This is a genomic window from Pseudomonas sp. MPR-R2A5 (assembly GCF_058793055.1).
In genome coordinates, this window is sequence record NZ_JBXAFK010000001.1 from 135,272 (window position 1) to 154,901 (window position 19,630).

Genomic DNA, 19,630 nt, shown 5'->3' on the forward strand with positions numbered 1-19,630 from the left:
TTAGCCGGCTATGTGTCGGCGATTATGCGCCATTCGTCGCTCCTTTTCCCACTGGCGGTTCGTCTAAATCCGACAGCTTTGCGTGCTCTCCCACCAAGAAATCCAACAGCGCGCGGTGCACCGCCAGGGCTGACTCACGGGACTCCAGGTCGAGTAAATGCCCGGTATGTTCCGCCACGGCAAAGCTGCTGTGGCCGACGTAGTGCTTGAACAACTGGGCATCGGCGGCCGGGGTGTATTCATCCAGCGTGCCGTTGAGAAAGTGCACCGGGGTTTCGATCTGTTTGAGCTGGGGCAGGTAGTTGCCATCGCCCAGCGCCAACACCTGGTGGATATGGAAACGCGCCTGGCGGTACTCGGTGGTGGCCATGTTCGACAGGTGCCGATGGTTGTTGCGCTTGAGCCGGGGCGACAGGTATTTGCCGACGGTCTCGTTGAGCAAGTGGCCGACGGCGGATTTGTCATCGGCCTCGATCAGCACGCGTACCCGCTCCACATAGTCGAGCATGGCCTGGTTCAGGTTGGGCGCCAGGGCCATGACTACCGAACTTTCGATCGACGGCGGGTTATGCGCCAGGGTCAGCAGCGTGGAGATACCGCCCCACGAGGCCGACACCAGGTGGTTGACCTGGAAGCGCTCGACCAGCGCGCGCAGGATTTGGACTTCGTCGTCCTTGGTCACCAGGACCAGGTCGGTGTTGTGCTCGCGCGAATAGCCGGAGAACGGCAGGTCGAACAACAGCACATTGAAATGCTCGGCCAGGCATTTGCTGGTGCGGGCGAATGAGCGTGTGGTGGACAGTGCGCCATTGACCATCAAGATGGTCTTCTTTTCCGAATCGTTTCCTAGCTGCTCAACATGAACGTTGTAGTGCTTGAACAGCTTTTCAATGACAAAACTTCCATGGTTCATGTCAACGCTCCAGCTTGCCCTTCCCGGGCAAGGTCATGCTCTCGTGGATGAGGTGGCGGGGGGCCACTAACTCTTATAACGAGGTTTTTCGCAGGCGACAACAGGCTGCCCGTGCAGACTGGGAGGAAGAGAATTTACGGTAGGAAGGGCTGAAACCGGGATGTCTGAAATCAGCACAGGACAAGGTGGGAGGGAGCTTGCCCCCGATGGCGGTGTATCAGCAAAGTACTCATTGACTGACACACCGCCATCGGGGGCAAGCCCCCTCCCACAGGGGTTGTATTTACAGGGTCAGGGTCAGGCGTTTAACCAGGGCGCCCGGCAACAGGTTGGACGCGGTGTTGCGTTGGCTGTAGGTACTGGCCGACAGCAGCAGTTCGCGCTCGGCGGTCAGGGCCTCCAACTGCGACCCGAGCAAGCTGTAGACGCTGTCATCAAAGCGCATGGTGCTGACCGGCGCCTTGATCTCACCGTCTTCCACCCAGAACGTGGCGAAGCGCGTCATGCCGGTCAGGCGGGCGGCCGGCAGGTCGGAGTAGTTCAGGTACCACAGGTTGCTGATATACAGCCCGGTGCCCAGTTGCTTGAGGATATCGGCCTGGGCCAAGGTGCCCGCCGCCATCTGCAAGGCACTGGGGGATTCGTCGCGGCTGGCGCCGTTGGCGCTGAGGCCGTATTCAGCGGCGCTGCGCGAGTTCACCAGTTGGCCATCGGCTTTGCCGGCGTTGATCAGCGTGACATCGCTGCGCGGGTAGCCCTCGGTGGAAAACGCCTGGCTCAGGGAACCGCTGATCTGCTCATCCACCGTCACCAGCGGGCTCAGCGATTGTTCGCCGGCATACAACCGTTGCAACGAGCTGCCTTTGCTGGCGATGGCCTGGGCGGAAAAACCACCCCAGGTGATGATGCTGATGATTTCTTCCAGCGCCGCGGGGGCCAGGTAGGCGCGGTATTGCCCAGGCGCCAGTGTGTGCAGCGGGCGGTCGAGGAACTCCAGCTGTTGGCGGGCCAGTTGGAAGCGCCGGGCGAACTCGTCGCTGTTCCAGGTGTGCCCGGCATAACTGGCTTTCACCGCTTCGCCATTGGCGTGGAACAGGCTGAAATCGAAGTTGAAGCTATTGGCCTGGTGCCAGCCAAATGCGCCGTTGGAACTGGCAAAGCCACGGCTGATCGGGCCTGCGGCATAAAAGCCGACCAGGTCGACGCCGTGCGCCGCCTGGCTGATTTCCTCCAGCACCCGCACCAGGTCGGGCAGGGGGCGCGCCTGTTCGTTGTGGCTTTGCCAGGCGTTGTGGTTGAGCAGCAAGTACGGGTCGTGCGGCAGCAGTGGCAAGGTTTCACGCAACTGTTGCAGGCCGTCGGCGAGGCGCTGGCGGTCCAGCTCCGGTTCGCCGGCCAGGGTGATGCCCAGGTCGGCATGGCGGCCGTCGTTGATCAGCTTGAGGGTGAGGCTGGCCTGTTGCACCTGCCCGGCCTGACGCACCTTGGCGTGGTTGAAACGCACGAACTCGGACGATTCGGCGGCATAGCCCAGGTGAAATTGTTCCTTGTCGGTGAGGGCCTGCTTGAGCCACTGCACCAATGCCTTAAAGTTGTTCATCAGGCATCTCCCCCGAATACATCAACGTTGCTGAACACACAGGCGGGCGAGGCATGGCCGACGCGGATCACCTGGTTGGGTTCGCCTTTGCCGCAGTTGGGCGTGCCCAGGACCTTGAAGGTGCTGGCGTCGCCCACTGCGCTGAGGTTGCGCCAGAACTGCGCGGAGATAGCCCGGTAGTTGGGGTTTTTCACCACGCCCTTGAGCTCACCGTTTTCAATCAACTGGCCCCACTCGCAGCCGAACTGGAATTTATTGCGCGCATCGTCGATCGACCACGAACGGTTGGTCGACATCAGGATGCCGTGTTCGATGCCGCCAATCAGTTGCGCCAGGCTCTTATCGCCGGCTTCGATATTCAGGTTGGCCATGCGGTCGATCGGCGGGCGGTTCCAACTGCTGGCACGGCTGTTGGCCACACCGTTCATGCCCGAACGGAATTGCGACAGCGCGCCGCCCAACGGCTTGAGCAGCAGCCCTTCGCGGATCAGGAACTGCTTGCTGGCGGCGCTGCCGTCGTCGTCATGGCTATAACTGGCAAGTTGTTCGGGAATGTCCGGGTCGAACGTCACGTTCAACAGCTTGGAGCCGTATTGCAGGTGACCGAAGTCGCTGGCCTTGACGAAGCTGGTGCCGGCGTAATTGCGCTCATCACCCAGGATGCGGTCGAGCTCCAGTGGATGGCCGATGGATTCGTGGATTTGCAGGATCATCTGGTCGGGCATCAGCAGCAGGTCGCGCGGACCTTGGGGCGTATTCGGCGCCAGCAGCAGTTGCAGGGCTTCGTCGGCGATGCGGGGTGCGGCGCCGACCAGGCCAAAACGCTCGATCACGTCAAAGCTGCCTTGCTGGCCGAAGTTGCTGCCGCCGAGGGTACGGGTCTGGCTGTCGTTGCCGTCGTAGGCCGTGACGTTGACGCCGGGGAATACGAACCGTTGGGCCTGGCGCAGTTCGGCCCCGGCATTGTTGAGGTAGATCTGCTCGACGTGGCTCAGGCCGAGGCTGACTTCCCAGTTGACCAGGCGTTCGTCGCGGGGCACGGCGGCGGATTCATCACCCAGCAGTTGGTAGCAGTCGCTCAAGGAAGGGAAGGCTTGCGCAAGGTTCGGTGACAGGTAGTCGGCCACGTCGCTGGAGACCTGTTGATCGCGCAGGTCGAGCAGGGCGTGAGGCTTGATCAGGCGCGCTTGCTGTTCGGCACGTTCAAGGGCCGCTTGCAGGCCGGCCAGGGAAATATCGTGGGTCGCGGCATAGGCTTCGACGCCGTTGACACGCACGGTGAGCATGGCGCCTGCGTCGTGGTTCAGGTGCGGCGGTTCGGCGACGTTCTTGCGCACCGACAGGTAGTGGCCGGACTCACGTACGTAGCGCAGGGAGAAGAAGTCGGCGGTGGTGCGCAGGGCACTGAAATGTTTTTTGAGTGTGGCGTGGTGTTCGAACATGGGGCCTTCCTTGTGGGCGGCTCAGCGCGGGCAGGCAAACAGAGTAGGCCTGGGCTGGGGGCTGATCAAGGAAAGGTGATTCTTTGTGGCAAGTGCCCCTGTGGCGAGCGGGCTTGCCCCGCGTTGGGCTGCGCAGCGGCCCCAAAAATCTTGGGAGCGCTACGCACTCCAACGCGGGGCAAGCCCTAATGCCGTTCAGTTAAGGCTTTTTTGTAGGAGCGAGCTTGCTCGCGAAGAACTCACAGGCGCCGCGTTCACTCAGGAAACACGCGTTATCGTTGACGTTTTTCGCGAGCAAGCTCGCTCCTACAGAAGGCGATGTACGCTTAACTGAACGGCATTAGGGCAAGCCCGCTCGCCACAGGGAATGGGTTACTGCGCAGTCGGCCCCACTTCCCGCAGCGGCTTGCCACGCACCGGTGCGGTGCCTGCCACGTAGTAGTCGGCGGTGCTGCGCGGCAGCGGCTTGCGACCACGGATCTTGTCGGCGATTTTCTCGGCGATCATGATCGTCGGCGCGTTCAGGTTGCCGGTGGTGATGATCGGCATGATCGACGCATCGACCACACGCAGGCCTTGCATGCCATGCACGCGGCCTTCGCCATCGACCACGGCCATCTCATCGGTGCCCATCTTGCACGAGCAGGACGGGTGGAACGCGGTTTCGGCGTGTTCGCGGATGAACTTGTCGAGTTGCTCGTCGGTTTGCACCTCGATGCCCGGGCTGATTTCGCGGCCGCGGTACGGGTCCAGCGCCGGCTGTTGCATGATTTCGCGGGTCAGGCGGATGCCGTCGCGAAACTCCTGCCAATCCTGCTCGGTGGCCATGTAGTTGAAGAGGATGCTCGGGTAGTCCCGTGGGTTCTTCGACTTCAGTTGCACGCGGCCACGGCTTGGCGAGCGCATGGACCCCATGTGCGCCTGGAAACCGTGCTCTTTCACACCGTTGCTGCCGTTGTAGTTAATCGCTACCGGCAGGAAGTGGTACTGGATGTTCGGCCAATCGAATTCTTCACGGGTACGGATAAAACCGCCGGCCTCGAACTGGTTGCTGGCGCCGATGCCGGTGCCGTTGAACAGCCACTCGGCACCGATGGCCGGCTGGTTGTACCAGAGCAGCGATGGGTACAGCGACACCGGTTGGGTGCAGGCGTATTGCAGGTACAGCTCAAGGTGGTCTTGCAGGTTTTCGCCGACACCGGGCAGGTCATGGACCACCGGAATGTCGAGGCTTTCCAGCAGTTTGGCCGGGCCGACACCGGAGCGTTGCAGCAGCTGCGGCGAGGCGATTGCGCCGCTGCACACCAGCACTTCCTTGCGGGCGCGGGCTTCGACGCGCTCTTCGGCGGCACCGATCAGGTAACGCACGCCAACGGCACGCTTGCCTTCGAACAACACTTTGTCGGTCAGGGCGTGGGTGACGATGGTCAGGGTCGAACGCTTTTTAGCCGTGTCCAGGTAACCGCGCGCGGTGCTGGCGCGTCGGCCGTTTGGCGTGACGGTACGGTCCATCGGGCCGAAGCCTTCCTGCTGGTAGCCGTTCAAGTCTTCGGTACGCGGGTAACCGGCCTGTACGCCGGCTTCGACCATGGCGTGGAACAGCGGGTTGTTGCCGGCTTTGGGCGTCGTCACGCTGACCGGGCCGTCGCCGCCATGGTAGTCGTTGGGGCCGATGTCGCGGGTTTCGGCTTTACGGAAATACGGCAGGCAGTCGAGGTAGGTCCAGTCTTCCAGACCGGGCAGTTTCGACCAGTTGTCGTAGTCCAGGGCGTTGCCACGGATGTAGCACATGCCGTTGATCAAGGAAGAGCCACCCAGGCCCTTGCCGCGCCCGCATTCCATACGGCGGCCGTTCATGTGCGGCTCTGGATCGGTTTCGTAGGCCCAGTTGTAGCGGCGGCCTTGCAGCGGGAATGCCAGGGCGGCGGGCATCTGGGTACGGAAGTCGAGACGGTAGTCAGGACCGCCGGCTTCCAGCAGCAGGACGGTGACGCCTTCGTCTTCGGTCAGACGGGTCGCCAGGGTGTTACCGGCGGAGCCGGCACCCACAATGATGTAATCGTATTCTTGGGACATAAATGCACCCTCTTTGATGTGTGGTCAGGTCGGGCCTCATCGGGGGCGAGCCCCCTCCCACACTGACTGTGTTCACAGTTTCAGATGTGTAAACACAGTCAAACGTGGGAGGGGGCTTGCCCCCGATGGCGGCCTGACAGGCAATACAAAACTCGGGTCTTAGAACACCGAGGCGTAGTCGCCCAGCTCAACCTGTACCGATTTGATGCGAGTGAAGTTGTTCAGCGAGCTGATCCCGTTCTCACGGCCCACACCCGACTGCTTGTAGCCACCGACCGGCATCTTCGCGTCGGACTCGCCCCAGGCGTTGATCCAGCAGATACCCGCTTCCAGCTGGTGAATCACGCGGTGGGCGCGGTTCAGGTCCTTGGTGACCAGGCCGGCGGCCAGGCCGAAGTCGGTGTCGTTGGCGCGGCGGATCACTTCTGCTTCGGTCTCGTAAGTGAGGATGCTCATCACCGGGCCGAAGATTTCTTCACGGACGATGGTCATCTCGTCGGTGCAGTCAGTGAATACGGTCGGGGCCACGTAGGCGCCTTTGGCGAAGGCACCATCGGTCAGGCGATCGCCGCCGCACAGTACGCGGGCGCCTTCTTCCTTACCTTTGGCGATGTAGCCCAGCACGCTTTCCATGTGGGCGAAGCTGACCAGCGGGCCGAAGTTGGTGTTGGCATCTTGCGGGTCGCCCACGCGGATGCGCGCAACACGCTCGGCAATCTTGGCTTCGAACGCGGCTTGCAGGTGCTTTGGCACAAACACGCGCGTGCCGTTGGTGCAGACCTGGCCGGAGCTGTAGAAGTTGGCCATCATCGCAATGTCGGCGGCGCGATCCAGGTCGGCGTCGTCGAAAATGATCAGCGGGGACTTGCCGCCCAGTTCCATGGTCACTTCCTTGAGCGAAGAGCTCGAAGCGCTGGCCATGACTTTTTTACCGGTGTCGGTGCCGCCGGTGAACGAGACTTTCTCGATGCGTGGGTGTTCGGTCAGCCAGGTGCCGACTTCACGGCCGCTGCCGGTCAAGACGTTGAATACACCGGCTGGAACGCCGGCCTCGGTGTAGATCTCGGCCAGTTTCAAGGTGGTCAGCGAGGTGACTTCGCTGGGCTTGAAGATCATCGCGTTACCGGCGGCCAGGGCTGGCGCGGATTTCCACAGGGCGATCTGGATCGGGTAGTTCCACGCGCCGATACCGGCGACCACGCCCAGCGGCTCGCGACGGGTGTAGACGAACGAGGTATCACGCAGCGGGATCTGCTCGCCTTCGATGGCCGGCACCAGGCCTGCGTAGTACTCCAGCACGTCGGCGCCGGTGACGATGTCGACGTACTGGGTTTCCGAGAAGGCTTTACCGGTGTCCAGGGTTTCCAGGGCGGCCAGTTCGTCGTTGCGCTCGCGCAGGATGTCGACGGCGCGACGCAGGATGCGCGAACGCTCCATGGCGGTCATGGCGGCCCAGATTTTCTGGCCTTTTTCAGCGCTGACCACGGCACGTTCAACGTCGTCTTTCGTGGCGCGTTGCACTTGGGCGAGAACTTCACCGTTAGCCGGGTTGATGGCTTCGAAGGTGGCATCGCTGCCAGCGTCGCTGTAGCCGCCGTCAATGTAGAGTTTTTGCAGGTCGAAACGGGCCATAAAGTCCTCGCAAGTGCATAAGTGGTTGGCGTTACCCGCCGCAAAGTGGGCCATAAGGGTGTGGCAACACTGAGTGGCGGACGTTCAGGGGTTGAGCGGTTATGTGTGCTCTAACTCACCTGCTTGGCCAATTGGAAATCCATGTATTCGTAAGCGATCCGTTGCGCCTGCGCCGTGTCGAAAGCGTCTCCCGACAGGGCGCCGCGCAACCACAAACCGTCGATCAGGGCCGCCAGGCCTCGGGCTGCTTTGCGTGCGTGCGGCAGCGGCAGCACTCGGCGGAACTGGCAGCACAGGTTGGAATACAGACGTTGATCGTTGATCCGCTGCAACCTGTGCAAAGACGGGTGGTGCATGCTGGCGGCCCAGAAGGCCAGCCAGGTTTTCATTGCCGGTCCATTGACCTGGCTCGCATCGAAGTTCCCCCCGATGATCACCTGAATGTGTGCCCGTGGGCTGTCATCCTTCAGCGCCAGCCTGCGTTCATGGACGTTCTCGATCAGCACGTTCATCAGGTAGCGCATCGTCGCGGCGATCAGGCCGTTCTTGTCCTGAAAGTAGTGACTGATGATGCCGTTCGAAACACCGGCCAGACGGGCGATCAGCGCAATGCTGGCATCTCCCATCCCGACCTGATCGATGGCCGTCAGCGTGGCTTCGATCAACTGTTGGCGGCGTATGGGTTGCATACCGACCTTGGGCATGTAGCACCTCTCCTTAGGCCTGCCGACGCGCGATCAACGTTCGTCGACTTGAAGGCCAGTCTATTTTGTTTTGATTGAACGTTCAATCAACAAAGAATAAGCTCTGCGACAAATGGTCGCTGCCTACAGGTATTTCCTACCCGAGGCCAACGACATCTGACACCTGGAAAACCCTTGAAACACCCGCTGTACCGCTACGGCGGGGGCCATGGATTTTCGGGGTGTCTTTATAACACCCGTCCGTCGACTGCCGAAAAATCGATGGCGCGGGATAACCGCTGCCTTGTGTTTCTCTCTCGCACTGCCTGGAGCATCTGCGCCATGAGTTCTGCCTCTCTTATAAAGACCCCGCCAGAAAAGGTGCGGGTCAACGGTTGGGTGTTCTACACCTCCACCGCATTGATTCTGTTGTTGACCGCCATCCTGATCATCGCCCCGCAAGAGGCCGGGCGCATGCTCGGCATCGCACAGGCGTGGCTGTCGAAAAGCTTCGGCTGGTACTACATGGTGGTCATCGCCGCCTACCTGGTGTTCGTGGTCGGCCTGGCGTTTTCCTCCTACGGCAAGCTGAAACTAGGCAGCAAGGACGACACCCCGGACTTCAGCTACGGCGCCTGGGCCGGCATGTTGTTTTCGTCGGGCATCGGCATTTCGTTGCTGTACTTCGGCGCCTCGGAACCGTTGGACCACTACTTCAACCCGCCTGAAGGCGCAGCGGCCAGCAACGGTGCGGCACGCCAGGCGTTGCAACTGACCTTCCTGCACTGGGGCCTGCATGGCTGGGCGATCTATGCATTGGTCGGCCTGGCCGTGGCGTACTTCGCGTATCGCCATAACCAGCCGCTGGCGCTGCGTTCGGCGCTGTACCCGCTGGTGGGCGAACGGTGGGTCAAGGGTGCGGCCGGGCATGCCGTGGACGGTTTCGGCATGTTCGTGACCCTGCTGGGCCTGGTGACCAACCTGGGCATCGGCTCGATGCAGGTGTCGTCCGGGCTGGAAAACCTGTTCGGCATGGCGCACAGCAACACGAACCTGTTGATCGTCATCGTCGTGATGAGCACCGTGGCGACTATCGCTGCCGTGTCGGGGGTGGAGAACGGCATTCGTCGCCTGTCCAACCTCAACATCGTGCTGTTCAGCGGTCTGCTGATCTTTGTGCTGTTGTTCGGCCCGACCCTGCACTTGCTCAACGGCCTGGTGCAGAACACCGGTGACTACCTCAACGGCATCATCCTGAAAACCTTCGACCTGTATGTGTACGAAGGCGACGCCGACAAGACCGAGCGCTGGATGGGCCTGTGGACCCTGTTCTACTGGGCCTGGTGGATTTCCTGGGCGCCTTTCGTGGGCATGTTCATCGCGCGTATTTCCCGGGGCCGCACGGTGCGTGAATTGGTCGCCGGCGTGCTGTTGATCCCGCTGGGCTTTACCTTGGCGTGGCTGTCGATCTTCGGCAACTCGGCACTGGACCTGGTGCTCAACCACGGTGCGGTAGAGTTGGGCAAGACGGCGCTGGAACAACCGTCCATGGCCATCTACCAACTGCTGGAGCATTACCCCGCGTCGAAAATCGTGATTGGCGTGTCGATCTTTGTAGGCTTTGTGCTGTTTTTGACCCCGGCGGACTCCGGCGCGGTGATGATGGCGAACCTTTCCTGCAAGGGTGGCAACGTGGATGAGGATGCGCCGCACTGGCTGCGGATCTTCTGGTCGGCGGTGATCACCCTGGTGACGATCGGCCTGCTGTTTGCGGGTAACTTCGAAGCCATGCAAACCATGGTGGTGCTGGCGGGGCTGCCGTTCTCGGTGGTGCTGATCTTCTTTATGTTCGGTTTGCACAAGGCGATGCGCCAGGACGTGGCGACGGAGCTGGAGCAGGCGCAGTTGGCCGAGCGTGGTCGTCGTGGTTTCAGCGAGCGCCTGAGCGCGTTGGACCTGCAACCGAGCCAGGCCACCGTGCAACGCTTTATGGACAAGCATGTAACGCCGGCGTTGGAAGAAGCCGCGACGGTGTTGCGCGAGCAGGGGCTGGAAGTGCAGACCCTGTTGGGCAAATCCAAGCGCTGCATTGGCGTGCGCATCGAGAGGGAAGAGGGGAATCCGTTTGTCTACGAAGTCAGCCTGGATGGCTACTCGACGGCGTCGGACGACCTGCCCGAGGAAGAGCGCACCCGTTACTACCGCGCTGAGGTGTACCTGCATAACGGGCCTCAGGAGTACGACCTGATGGGCTTCGCCCAGGAACAGATCACCCGGGACGTGCTCGATCAGTTTGAAAGCCATCGGCAGCTCCTTGGCCGTGTCTATAGCTGATAGTTGAAATGAGCGCCGCCGCCTTCACGGACGAACTGTAGGAGCGAGCTTGCTCGCGAAAAACGTCAACGATAACGCGGGTATCCTGGCTTAATGCGTTGTCTGATCGTTCTTCGCGAGCAAGCTCGCTCCTACAGTGGGCCTGGGTGATTAGCCCAGGTTTTTGCCCAGCAGAGCGTGGTACAGCTCACTGTCGCCCAAGATCCCCACCACCTGGTTGTTGTCATGCAACACCAGCTTGTTCCCCGTCTGATAACGAATCTGCAGCGCATCGCGCATGCCGATATTCGAATCCACCAGCGTCGGCAACCGCCCCAGGCCTTCCACCGCTTGCCCGGGTGCCCAGTTCTGCAGGTTCATCACCGCGCCATTCTGGCGGGCGCCCTTGATGGTGTTGCCTTCGGCCAGGTCCAGCCACGAGTCGCCGCCCGGATCGAGACACACCGAACCGTTGACGCGCTTGCAGTTGTCCAGGGTGCGCATCAGGCTGCGCCCGCACAGTACGTTCAGCGGGTTGGTGTGGGCGACGAAGGTGCGCACATAGTCATCCGCCGGGTTCAGCACGATTTCTTCCGGCACGCTGTACTGGATGATCTTGCCGTCTTTCATGATCGCGATACGGCTGCCGAGCTTGAGGGCTTCGTCGAGGTCGTGGCTGACGAACACGATGGTCTTGCTCAGCTTGCTTTGCAGTTCCAGCAGTTCGTCCTGCAGGCCCTGGCGGATCAGCGGGTCGAGGGCCGAGAAGGGTTCATCCATCAGCAGGATATCGGCGTCCATCGCCAGCGCGCGGGCCAGGCCGACACGTTGCTGCATGCCGCCGGACAGTTCGTCGGGCTTCTTGTTGCGCCACTGGGTCAGGCCCACCAGTTCGAGTTTCTCGTCCACCAGCTTGCGCCGGTCTTTCTCCGGACGGCCCTGCATTTCCAGGCCGAAGCTGATGTTCTCGCGCACCGTCAGCCAGGGCATCAGGGCGAACTTCTGGAACACCATGGCGATGCGCTTGGTGCGCATCATTTTCAGCTCCGCCGGGGTGCAGGAGGCGATGTCGATCTGGCGCCCTTCATGCTCCACGAACAGCTGGCCACGGCTGACCGTATTGAGGCCGTTGATGCAGCGCAGCAGGCTCGATTTGCCGGAACCGGACAGGCCCATCAGCACGCAGATTTCACCTTTCTCGACATCCAGGCTGGCTTTTTCTACGCCGACAATCTGCCCGGTTTTTTTCAGGATCTCGTTACGGCTCATGCCCTGGTCCAGCAGCTTGAGCGCTTCGCGTGGGTCTTTGGAGAAGATCACATCGACATTGTCGAATCGGATAATGCTCATGCATCACCCCCTACTTTGGCGTCGGGTTGTTTGCAGATGCGGTCGAGCATGATGGCCAGCAATACGATCGCCAGGCCGGCTTCAAAGCCCAGGGCGATATCGGCGGTGTTCAGCGCGTTGACCACCGGCTTGCCGAGGCCATCGGCACCCACCAGGGCGGCGATCACCACCATCGACAACGACAGCATGATGCATTGGGTAATGCCGGCAGCGATGCTCGGCATGGCGTGGGGCAGTTCAATGCGCGAGAGCAACTGACGGCGCGAGCAGCCAAAGGCCTTGCCGGCGTCCATCAACTCTTGCGGTACATCGCGGATACCCAGGTAGGTCAGGCGGATCGGCGCGGCAATCGCGAACACCACCGTGGAAATCAGCCCGGGCACCACACCCAGCCCGAAGAGGGTCAGGGTAGGGATGAGGTAGACGAAGGTCGGTACGGTCTGCATCAGATCGAGCACCGGCCGCATCAGGGTGTAGAACATCGGCTTGTGCGCGGCAACAATGCCCAGCGGCACTCCGATGACCACGCAGACCAGGGTGGCGAACAACACCTGCGCGAGGGTTTCCATGGTTTCCTGCCAGTACCCAAGGTTCAGGATCAGCAGGAAGGAGGCGACGACAAAAACCGTCAGGCCCCATTTACGTTGAATAACGTGAGCCAGCAGCGCAATCAGACCGATCAATGCCAGCGGATTGAACCAGGTCAGCGCGAACGTCACGCCGTGGATCATCGTTTCCAGTGTCGATGCGATTGCGTCGAAATAGTTGGCACCGTGTTTGGTCAACCATTCGACGAAGGCAGCGATGTACTGGCCTAGTGGGATTTTCTGTTCAGTCAGCATGGTAGTGAATGTCCACATGCGAAGGGGAAAACATCCCGGGGCAGCGCACCGCCCCGGGGTCAGCGGTTACTTGTCGAGGTAAGCTTTGACGGCCTCCAGGCCGGGTTTGCCATCAACCGTGGTCACGCCGGCCAGCCAGGTGTCGAGCACCTGAGGGTTCTTCTTCAGCCAGGCCTTGGCCGCGGCGTCGGGCTTCATTTTGTCGTCCAGGACATTCCCCATCAGGGTGCTTTCCATGTTCAGCGTGAACACCAGGTTTTTCAGCAGTTGGCCGACGTTGCTGCATTCCTGGGTGTAGCCCTTGCGGGTGTTGGTATAGATGGTGGCCTGGCCGTAGTTGGGGCCGAACGAGTCGTCACCGCCGGTCAGGTACTTCATCTTGAAGCGGGTGTTCATCGGGTGCGGTTCCCAGCCGAGGAACACGATGGCCTGGTCGCGCTTGGTGGCGCGTTCCACCTGGGAGAGCATGCCGGCTTCGCTGGATTCGACCACTTTGAAGCCCGCGGTTTTCAGGCCGAAGGCGTCTTTGTCGATCAGCGTCTGGATGGTGCGGTTGCCGTCGTTACCTGGTTCGATACCGTAGATCTTGCCGCCCAGCTCATCCTTGAATTTGGCGATATCGGCGAAGTCTTTCAGGCCTTTGTTGTACAACGCCTCGGGGACGGCCAGGGTGTACTTGGCGTTCTCCAGGTTGGCGCGCACGGTTTCCACGGTGCCGGCATCACGGTACGGCTTGATGTCGTTTTCCATGGTCGGCATCCAGTTGCCGAGGAAGATGTCCATGTTCTTGCCGTCTGCCAGTGACTTGTAGGTCACCGGTACCGAAATCATCGTGGTGCGTGGCTTGTAGCCCAGGCCCTTGAGAATTTCGCTGGTGGTCGCAGTCGTGACGGTGATGTCGGTCCAGCCGACATCGGAGAAGTTGACGGTCTTACACTGTTCCGGTTCTGCAGCGTGTGCCATGACTGGCAGACTCAGCATGGCGGCCAACAACAACGAGGGTGAACCTTTCATCGGGGTAGACTCCTGTGTCTTTTCTGGCGGCATTCGCCGCGCTTTATTAGGTGTTGCGGTTGGGGCGTGCGACGACAGCTCTGGCACGGTGCCTTGCAAACGAGTCGAGACTGATCATGTACCAGTGAAAATCTGACGCCTACAGGGGGCGTCGTATCCAGTACAGGGAGGGTCGTATCCAGTGTCGGTGACGTCGCTTACAGGTTTTTCCCAAGTCAAAACTGCTGTTTTTGCCCATCTGCACCGCTAAAAACGGCCAAAACAGGCGATCGCACGGGAGCGACGCTGGTGAGCATGAGTGCGTCGGTGTGAGACGCCGTGAGGGCAGGTAAAAGCTTGATGATGCCGCCATCTGGGCGATCTGAGCGTAGCACCTCGTTCAAGCCTGGCCGTGCTTATCGAGGAGTTCTACCGCAATGGCTATCAGTGTTTTCGACCTGTTCAAGATCGGCATCGGGCCTTCGAGTTCTCACACCGTCGGCCCCATGCGCGCCGCGGTGTTGTTCGTCCAGGCTTTGCGTGAACGTGAACTGTTGGAACAGGTCCGGCGCGTCGAAGTTCAGCTCTACGGCTCCTTGTCGGCTACCGGCATCGGTCACGGCAGTGATACCGCGACCATCATGGGCCTGATGGGCGAGTGGCCGGACGCGATCGATCCGGCGCAAATCGGCCTGCGCATTCATACCCTGCGCGAGACCGATACCTTGCTGCTGGACGGACGTTTGCCCGTGCCGTTCGTATGGGCCCGGGACATGCGCCTGCTCGACGAAAACCTGCCGTTCCATCCCAATGCCATGACCCTGGTGGTGTTCGGCGATGACGGCGAGCTGCACCGCGACACTTACTATTCAGTGGGGGGCGGTTTTGTGGTGGATGAGGCCCAGGCCCGCAGCGGTGTGGCCGATATGGACAGCACCGCCTTGCCCTATGATTTTTCCAGCGCGGTGGAGCTGTTGCAGCTGTGCAAGACCCACAACCTGCGCGTCGCCGAGCTGATGATGGCCAATGAAAAGGTCTGGCGCTCCGAGGACGAAATCCGCAGCGGCCTGATGAAGCTCTGGCGCGCCATGCAAGAGTGTGTCGAGCAGGGCCTCAAGCACGAAGGCATCCTGCCCGGCGGCCTCAACGTGCGTCGCCGTGCCGCCAAGTTGCACCGTAGCTTGCAGGAATTGAACAAGCCCAATGTGATCGGCTCGACCTTGAGCGCGATGGAGTGGGTCAACCTGTTCGCCCTGGCGGTCAACGAAGAAAACGCCGCCGGTGGACGCATGGTCACCGCCCCCACCAACGGCGCGGCGGGGATCATTCCGGCTGTGTTGCATTACTTCATGAAATTCAGCGACGAAGTCACCGAAGCCAACGTGGTCGACTACCTGCTCAGCGCCGCGGCGGTGGGGATCCTGTGCAAGAAGAATGCATCGATCTCCGGTGCTGAAGTCGGCTGCCAGGGCGAGGTGGGCTCAGCCTGCGCCATGGCCGCCGCCGGGCTGGCAGAGGTTCTTGGCGCCACGCCGGAGCAATTGTGCAACGCCGCCGAAATTGGCCTGGAACATAACCTTGGCCTGACCTGCGACCCGGTGGGCGGCCTGGTGCAAGTGCCGTGCATCGAACGCAACGCGATTGCGGCGGTGAAGGCGATCAACGCGGCACAGATGGCCCTGCGCGGCGACGGCCAGCACTTCATCTCCCTGGATCGGGTGATCCGCACCATGCGCGATACCGGGGCGGATATGCATGACAAGTACAAGGAAACATCGCGGGGTGGGTTGGCGGTGAGTGCGGTGGAGTGCTGAGACCGCGTTGCCTGCATCGAAGGCAAGCCCCCTCCCACCTTTGACCTGCCTTCACAGATTAAAGTGTGGGAGGGGGCTTGCCCCCGATGGCTGTAATCCAGGCAATGCTGCTCAAAAAGTGAACACTCCAACCTAAATCGCCACCTTTTAGCGCGTCGCAAACAGATAAGTAGCTCGCGAACGATTTCCCCTCCGACCACCCGTCACCTGTGCGTGCGGTGACAGACTTTTCCTACGCCCTGAAAGCGCCTTCCCACAAGTGCTACCGAACTGCTCACAGCCCTTGAGTAGGCTCGCTCCTACGACCAATTCGGGTCGTATTCCGCACTTCCTGCGTGGGCTTATATAGACGCGTCATGAGGTCGTTTTCAGGAGTTATTGAATAGCCATTCAATTTTAGGCATGGCATTTGCTCTATCAATTCAAAGCGTCGCTCTGCATCGCAGACGCGCGCAATAACAAGAGCCTCGCCTGAGGCCATCACCCGCTTTGTGTGAGGAGATACCGCCATGACGTCGTTCAACTCCGGGACTCAACCCCAGAACCGTGCGCCTCAATCCATCGGCTTTTTGCTGCTGGACAATTTCACGCTGATTTCCCTGGCTTCGGCAGTGGAACCACTGCGCATGGCCAACCAGTTGTCCGGTCGCGAGTTGTATCGCTGGACGACCCTGAGTGTCGACGGGAACCAGGTGTGGGCCAGCGACGGCCTGCAAATCACCCCCGATGCCTCCATGCACAAAGCCCCGGCCCTGGACACTGTGATTGTGTGCGGCGGCGTGGGCATCCAGCGTACCGTCACTCGTGAACACGTGTCGTGGCTGCAAAGCCAGGCGCGTCAGTCCCGTCGCCTTGGCGCGGTGTGCACCGGCAGTTGGGCCTTGGCCTGCGCCGGCTTGCTCGACGGGTTCGATTGCAGCGTGCACTGGGAGTGCCTGGCGTCGATGCAGGAAGCCTTCCCCCGCGTGTCGATGAGCACCCGCCTGTTCACCCTCGATCGCAACCGTTTCACCAGCTCCGGCGGCACCGCGCCGCTGGACATGATGCTGCACCTGATCAGCCGCGACCATGGCCGTGAACTGTCGGCGGCGATCTCCGAGATGTTCGTGTACGAGCGCATCCGCAACGAGCAGGATCACCAGCGCGTGCCGCTCAAGCACATGCTTGGCACCAACCAGCCGAAGTTGCAGGAAATCGTGGCGCTGATGGAAGCCAACCTCGAAGAGCCGATCGACCTGGATGAGCTGGCGGTGTACGTCGCCGTGTCGCGGCGCCAGTTGGAGCGGCTGTTCCAGAAATACCTGCACTGCTCGCCGTCGCGCTACTACCTCAAGCTGCGCCTGATTCGCGCCCGGCAGTTGCTCAAGCAAACGCCGATGTCGATCATCGAAGTGGCGTCGGTGTGCGGGTTCGTGTCCACGCCGCACTTCTCCAAGTGCTACCGCGAATACTTCGGCATTCCGCCACGGGATGAGCGCGTAGGCTCCAACACCACCCAGCAGGTGGCGATGATGCCGATTCCGCAGGCGTTGGTGTTGTCACCGTTGTCGGGGCCGATGTCGGCGTTGAGCCAGGCGCGCAACGAGTCGACATTCGCCAGCGTACGGCTCTAACTGTAGGAGCGAGCTTGCTCGCGAAAAAAGCAAGAGCGCCGCGGGGCACTTGGTGCCCCGCGTCATTGTTGGCGATCTTCGCGAGCAAGCTCGCTCCTACAGGGGGGGCTGTCAGGCGCCAGCGTTCTGCTTGAACTGCACCAACGCCGGCAACAACTGCTTGTCGATCGCCTGGCGCACCGCCGGCAGAATCGTCGCGCTGCCGGTGTACATCTGCTCAACCATACCCTTGAGCGCCTTGGCCCGTGCTTCGCTCAAACCGCGTACCGCGCATTCGCACGCCTGTTCGGCGCTGGCACCGCTGGATACCTCGAAACCCAGCGAGCGCAGTTGGCTCAGCAGGTCATCCTGGTCAATCAAATCCGCATGCATCATGACGTTTATCCTGGTGAAGGGAGCGGGGGATTGATCTGGATTCTGGTAGGCCCCCGGCTGGTCGGCAAGGGCAGAATGCACGAATGGCTCAGATGGCTATGAGCGTGTCGTTTTCGGGTCATTTACCCACCCAAGGAATAGGCACACTGGCTACCAGCAAGCAGCTTGAAGGTTTGGTCACCCTCGGGATGTACGGCTCACACAAAGCGCTCTGCCCCGATCCCGTCACGGCTGGATCGGGGCTTTTTTTTGCCTGGGGTTTTTGCGCTGCCGCGCCGCGATCTACCGCTGCAACACCAGGATCCTCGAGAGCAACTCGTCGCGATCGATGTAGCACCCCTGAAAGTGCCGCGCCCCGGATGTTGGATCAAACGCATTACGCGCATGCAACGTACGGCGGTTATCGAAGCACCACAGCTCGCCCGGGTTCAGGCGCTTGACCAGCCGAAAGCGCGCCTCGCGCGTCATCGCGATAAACCGCCGATAAGCCCGATACAGCAACGGCATCTGCGCCACCGACGTTTCGAACGGCCCGCGCAAAAAGTTGGCCATGCGAATCTCCACCACCTCGCCCAACGCGTCCAGGGCAATGATCGGCGCAAGGCGGCGATAGTCGCTGTGACGGTCTTTGTTGCGAAACTCCACGGGTATTTCACACAAGGCGCGAAACGCTTCGGGATCTTCCTCGCGCAGGGCATTGGCGATGGCAAACCCATCGACAAAAAGACTCTCGCCACCGTCCGCATCGTTCACCAGGCAATGCAAGAATTGCAGCCCCGGTTGCAGCTCCCGGGTCGGCAGATCGCTGTGCAACGGCAGGTTGAAAGCGGTGTAGGCATTGCTGTCGGCATCGGCCTTGGATTGCACGTTGAACAGCACACCAAAATTGCTTTCGCGGATAAACGAAATGCGCTTGGCGATCAGTGCCAGGGAACCCGGTTCGGTGGGCACGCCACGGACTTGGGTAAGGCCCCGGTCGCGCAGTGCCAGTAGCCATTGCAGCAGGGCCTTGGAGTCTTCCATCACGGCGGTATAGTCAAACACCGGGAGATCGAAGGTGCTGTCCCACAACTGGGGTTGGGGCTTTGCCGCCCTGCGTTCGGCGCGGGATTCATCGTCATAGGCATGGGCGCGCAGCCAGCCGGGATCGTATTGGCTGCGATGGCCGCCACGCCACTCCACGCTGAGAACACCGTGCTCGATCCGCGCGCCGATGGCGCTGAGGTCGTCATCCACGTCGACAATTTCCAGCACCTGCTCACGCGTCACGCTGTACACGCATTGTGCGCACGGGCAGTTGTCCCGCAGCCACTGATGATGAAACGGGCTGACCCGGCCATCGGCCCAGCGTACGCGAATCTGATCTTCCAACACCTGCGCCTCGGCGAGGTCGCAGCGCTTCGGGTAAGTACGGAAATCGGCAACAGCGGCGGCGGTTTGCATGATGGCTCCTTATTTTTTTGGTGGCAGTCCAATCACTCGGCCGAGGAGGGCGGGCCTTGGCAGATCGGCTTGCTCAGCGCTGATCGCAACGAGTTTTTCCAGCGTCGCCTCGGCAAACGGCGCCGAATGCGGGCCTGCCAGGTCAACGTGCAGCAGCATCTGTTCGTTGCCGGCCAGCTCTTTCTCGTCGCCCACTAAATGCAGGCTGTGATAAAGGTGCAGGCGCTTGGCGTCGTGGGCGATCAGTTGCGTATGCACCTCCACCGCGGCGCCGAGTTTCACTTCGTGCAGGTAGTTCAGGTGCAGTTCCAGGGTGAACAGCGAATGGCCGTTGGCTTCGCGGTTGTCGCTGGTAAGGCCCAGCGTATCCATCAGCGCGTCGGTGGCGTAGCTGAAGATCAGCAGGTAGAACGCGTCGCGCAGGTGGCCGTTGTAGTCGACCCAGGCGGGTTGGATTTTGGTGGCGTAGGTGGTCAGTGCAGGCATCACATGAATTCCGGCTATGTACGCGGTCAGGAATGTGGGAGGTGGCTTGCCCCCT

15 protein-coding genes and 1 pseudogene are annotated in these 19,630 nt (G+C 61.1%); 3 read left to right on the top strand and 13 right to left on the bottom strand.

Translation table 11 applies throughout. From position 1 onward, the window contains the following. Positions 1-22: 22 nt before the first annotated feature. From AC1Q6I_RS00670 to betI, 6 genes are all read right to left on the bottom strand, one after another. A complete protein-coding gene (locus AC1Q6I_RS00670; protein ID WP_102623694.1) occupies positions 23-913 on the bottom strand; it encodes an alpha/beta fold hydrolase in 891 nt (296 codons plus the stop codon). A 283-nt stretch (positions 914-1,196) separates the two neighbouring features. Further along, entirely contained in the window at positions 1,197-2,513 is a 1,317-nt protein-coding gene (locus AC1Q6I_RS00675; RefSeq protein WP_102623693.1) for a TldD/PmbA family protein, read from the bottom strand. Next, positions 2,513-3,955, bottom strand: a complete 1,443-nt coding sequence (locus AC1Q6I_RS00680) for a TldD/PmbA family protein (protein WP_024077830.1) — start codon at positions 3,953-3,955, stop codon at positions 2,513-2,515. The genes AC1Q6I_RS00675 and AC1Q6I_RS00680 overlap by 1 nt, the downstream gene beginning before the upstream one ends. Before the next feature lie 372 nt (positions 3,956-4,327). Then, positions 4,328-6,031 (bottom strand): choline dehydrogenase, encoded by a 1,704-nt coding sequence (betA, locus tag AC1Q6I_RS00685; RefSeq protein WP_024077829.1) that lies wholly within the window; start codon positions 6,029-6,031, stop codon positions 4,328-4,330. A 159-nt stretch (positions 6,032-6,190) separates the two neighbouring features. Next, a complete protein-coding gene (betB, locus tag AC1Q6I_RS00690; RefSeq protein ID WP_024077828.1) occupies positions 6,191-7,663 on the bottom strand; it encodes a betaine-aldehyde dehydrogenase in 1,473 nt (490 codons plus the stop codon). A 110-nt stretch (positions 7,664-7,773) separates the two neighbouring features. Further along, positions 7,774-8,367 carry a transcriptional regulator BetI gene (gene betI, locus AC1Q6I_RS00695; RefSeq protein WP_024077827.1) on the bottom strand — a complete coding sequence of 198 codons (594 nt, stop codon included), beginning with the start codon at positions 8,365-8,367 and terminating at the stop codon, positions 7,774-7,776. Between the two features lie 378 nt (positions 8,368-8,745). On the opposite strand from betI, the gene AC1Q6I_RS00700 reads away from it, so the two are divergent. Then, positions 8,746-10,680, top strand: a complete 1,935-nt coding sequence (locus AC1Q6I_RS00700; RefSeq protein ID WP_237141800.1) for a BCCT family transporter — start codon at positions 8,746-8,748, stop codon at positions 10,678-10,680. A 150-nt stretch (positions 10,681-10,830) separates the two neighbouring features. Here the strand turns inward: AC1Q6I_RS00700 and choV are convergent, their stop codons facing one another. The 3 genes from choV to AC1Q6I_RS00715 form a co-directional block, all read right to left on the bottom strand. Further along, on the bottom strand, positions 10,831-12,009 hold the full coding sequence (gene choV, locus AC1Q6I_RS00705; RefSeq protein WP_024077825.1) for a choline ABC transporter ATP-binding protein: 1,179 nt from the start codon (positions 12,007-12,009) through the stop codon (positions 10,831-10,833). Further along, complete coding sequence (gene choW, locus AC1Q6I_RS00710; protein ID WP_102623692.1) at positions 12,006-12,851, bottom strand: choline ABC transporter permease subunit; 846 nt, start codon at positions 12,849-12,851, stop codon at positions 12,006-12,008. The genes choV and choW overlap by 4 nt, the downstream gene beginning before the upstream one ends. A gap of 66 nt (positions 12,852-12,917) precedes the next feature. Then, complete coding sequence (locus AC1Q6I_RS00715) at positions 12,918-13,865, bottom strand: choline ABC transporter substrate-binding protein (RefSeq protein WP_024077823.1); 948 nt, start codon at positions 13,863-13,865, stop codon at positions 12,918-12,920. Positions 13,866-14,281: 416 nt separating this feature from the next. Here AC1Q6I_RS00715 and AC1Q6I_RS00720 point away from each other — a divergent pair, with 416 nt between their 5' ends. Then, positions 14,282-15,658, top strand: coding sequence for an L-serine ammonia-lyase (locus tag AC1Q6I_RS00720; protein WP_102623691.1), 1,377 nt, complete (start codon positions 14,282-14,284; stop codon positions 15,656-15,658). A gap of 509 nt (positions 15,659-16,167) precedes the next feature. Continuing rightward, on the top strand, positions 16,168-17,271 hold the full coding sequence (gbdR, locus tag AC1Q6I_RS00725; RefSeq protein ID WP_024077821.1) for a choline metabolism transcriptional regulator GbdR: 1,104 nt from the start codon (positions 16,168-16,170) through the stop codon (positions 17,269-17,271). Here the strand turns inward: gbdR and AC1Q6I_RS00730 are convergent. The 4 genes and pseudogenes from AC1Q6I_RS00730 to AC1Q6I_RS00745 form a co-directional block, all read right to left on the bottom strand. Continuing rightward, positions 17,261-17,386: pseudogene (locus AC1Q6I_RS00730) on the bottom strand (outer membrane lipoprotein carrier protein LolA); the annotation flags it as partial. The gene gbdR and the pseudogene AC1Q6I_RS00730 sit on opposite strands and share 11 nt — an antisense overlap. After that, positions 17,383-17,646 carry a hypothetical protein gene (locus tag AC1Q6I_RS00735; RefSeq protein WP_024077820.1) on the bottom strand — a complete coding sequence of 88 codons (264 nt, stop codon included), beginning with the start codon at positions 17,644-17,646 and terminating at the stop codon, positions 17,383-17,385. The pseudogene AC1Q6I_RS00730 and the gene AC1Q6I_RS00735, both read right to left, overlap by 4 nt. Positions 17,647-17,928: 282 nt before the next feature. After that, positions 17,929-19,089 carry a gamma-butyrobetaine dioxygenase gene (locus tag AC1Q6I_RS00740; protein WP_102623690.1) on the bottom strand — a complete coding sequence of 387 codons (1,161 nt, stop codon included), beginning with the start codon at positions 19,087-19,089 and terminating at the stop codon, positions 17,929-17,931. 9 nt (positions 19,090-19,098) lie between these two features. Then, complete coding sequence (locus tag AC1Q6I_RS00745; RefSeq protein ID WP_102623689.1) at positions 19,099-19,575, bottom strand: thioesterase family protein; 477 nt, start codon at positions 19,573-19,575, stop codon at positions 19,099-19,101. Between the last annotated feature and the right edge of the window lie 55 nt (positions 19,576-19,630).

What these genes read in the sequence shown, in the direction of transcription:
- AC1Q6I_RS00670 (WP_102623694.1), bottom strand. Translation starts at nt 913, where the DNA reads ATGAACCATGGAAGTTTTGTCATTGAAAAGCTGTTCAAGCACTACAAC.
- AC1Q6I_RS00675 (WP_102623693.1), bottom strand. Translation starts at nt 2,513, where the DNA reads ATGAACAACTTTAAGGCATTGGTGCAGTGGCTCAAGCAGGCCCTCACC.
- AC1Q6I_RS00680 (WP_024077830.1), bottom strand. Translation starts at nt 3,955, where the DNA reads ATGTTCGAACACCACGCCACACTCAAAAAACATTTCAGTGCCCTGCGC.
- betA (WP_024077829.1), bottom strand. Translation starts at nt 6,031, where the DNA reads ATGTCCCAAGAATACGATTACATCATTGTGGGTGCCGGCTCCGCCGGT.
- betB (WP_024077828.1), bottom strand. Translation starts at nt 7,663, where the DNA reads ATGGCCCGTTTCGACCTGCAAAAACTCTACATTGACGGCGGCTACAGC.
- betI (WP_024077827.1), bottom strand. Translation starts at nt 8,367, where the DNA reads ATGCCCAAGGTCGGTATGCAACCCATACGCCGCCAACAGTTGATCGAA.
- choV (WP_024077825.1), bottom strand. Translation starts at nt 12,009, where the DNA reads ATGAGCATTATCCGATTCGACAATGTCGATGTGATCTTCTCCAAAGAC.
- choW (WP_102623692.1), bottom strand. Translation starts at nt 12,851, where the DNA reads ATGCTGACTGAACAGAAAATCCCACTAGGCCAGTACATCGCTGCCTTC.
- AC1Q6I_RS00715 (WP_024077823.1), bottom strand. Translation starts at nt 13,865, where the DNA reads ATGAAAGGTTCACCCTCGTTGTTGTTGGCCGCCATGCTGAGTCTGCCA.
- AC1Q6I_RS00720 (WP_102623691.1), top strand. Translation starts at nt 14,282, where the DNA reads ATGGCTATCAGTGTTTTCGACCTGTTCAAGATCGGCATCGGGCCTTCG.
- gbdR (WP_024077821.1), top strand. Translation starts at nt 16,168, where the DNA reads ATGACGTCGTTCAACTCCGGGACTCAACCCCAGAACCGTGCGCCTCAA.
- AC1Q6I_RS00735 (WP_024077820.1), bottom strand. Translation starts at nt 17,646, where the DNA reads ATGATGCATGCGGATTTGATTGACCAGGATGACCTGCTGAGCCAACTG.
- AC1Q6I_RS00740 (WP_102623690.1), bottom strand. Translation starts at nt 19,089, where the DNA reads ATGCAAACCGCCGCCGCTGTTGCCGATTTCCGTACTTACCCGAAGCGC.
- AC1Q6I_RS00745 (WP_102623689.1), bottom strand. Translation starts at nt 19,575, where the DNA reads ATGCCTGCACTGACCACCTACGCCACCAAAATCCAACCCGCCTGGGTC.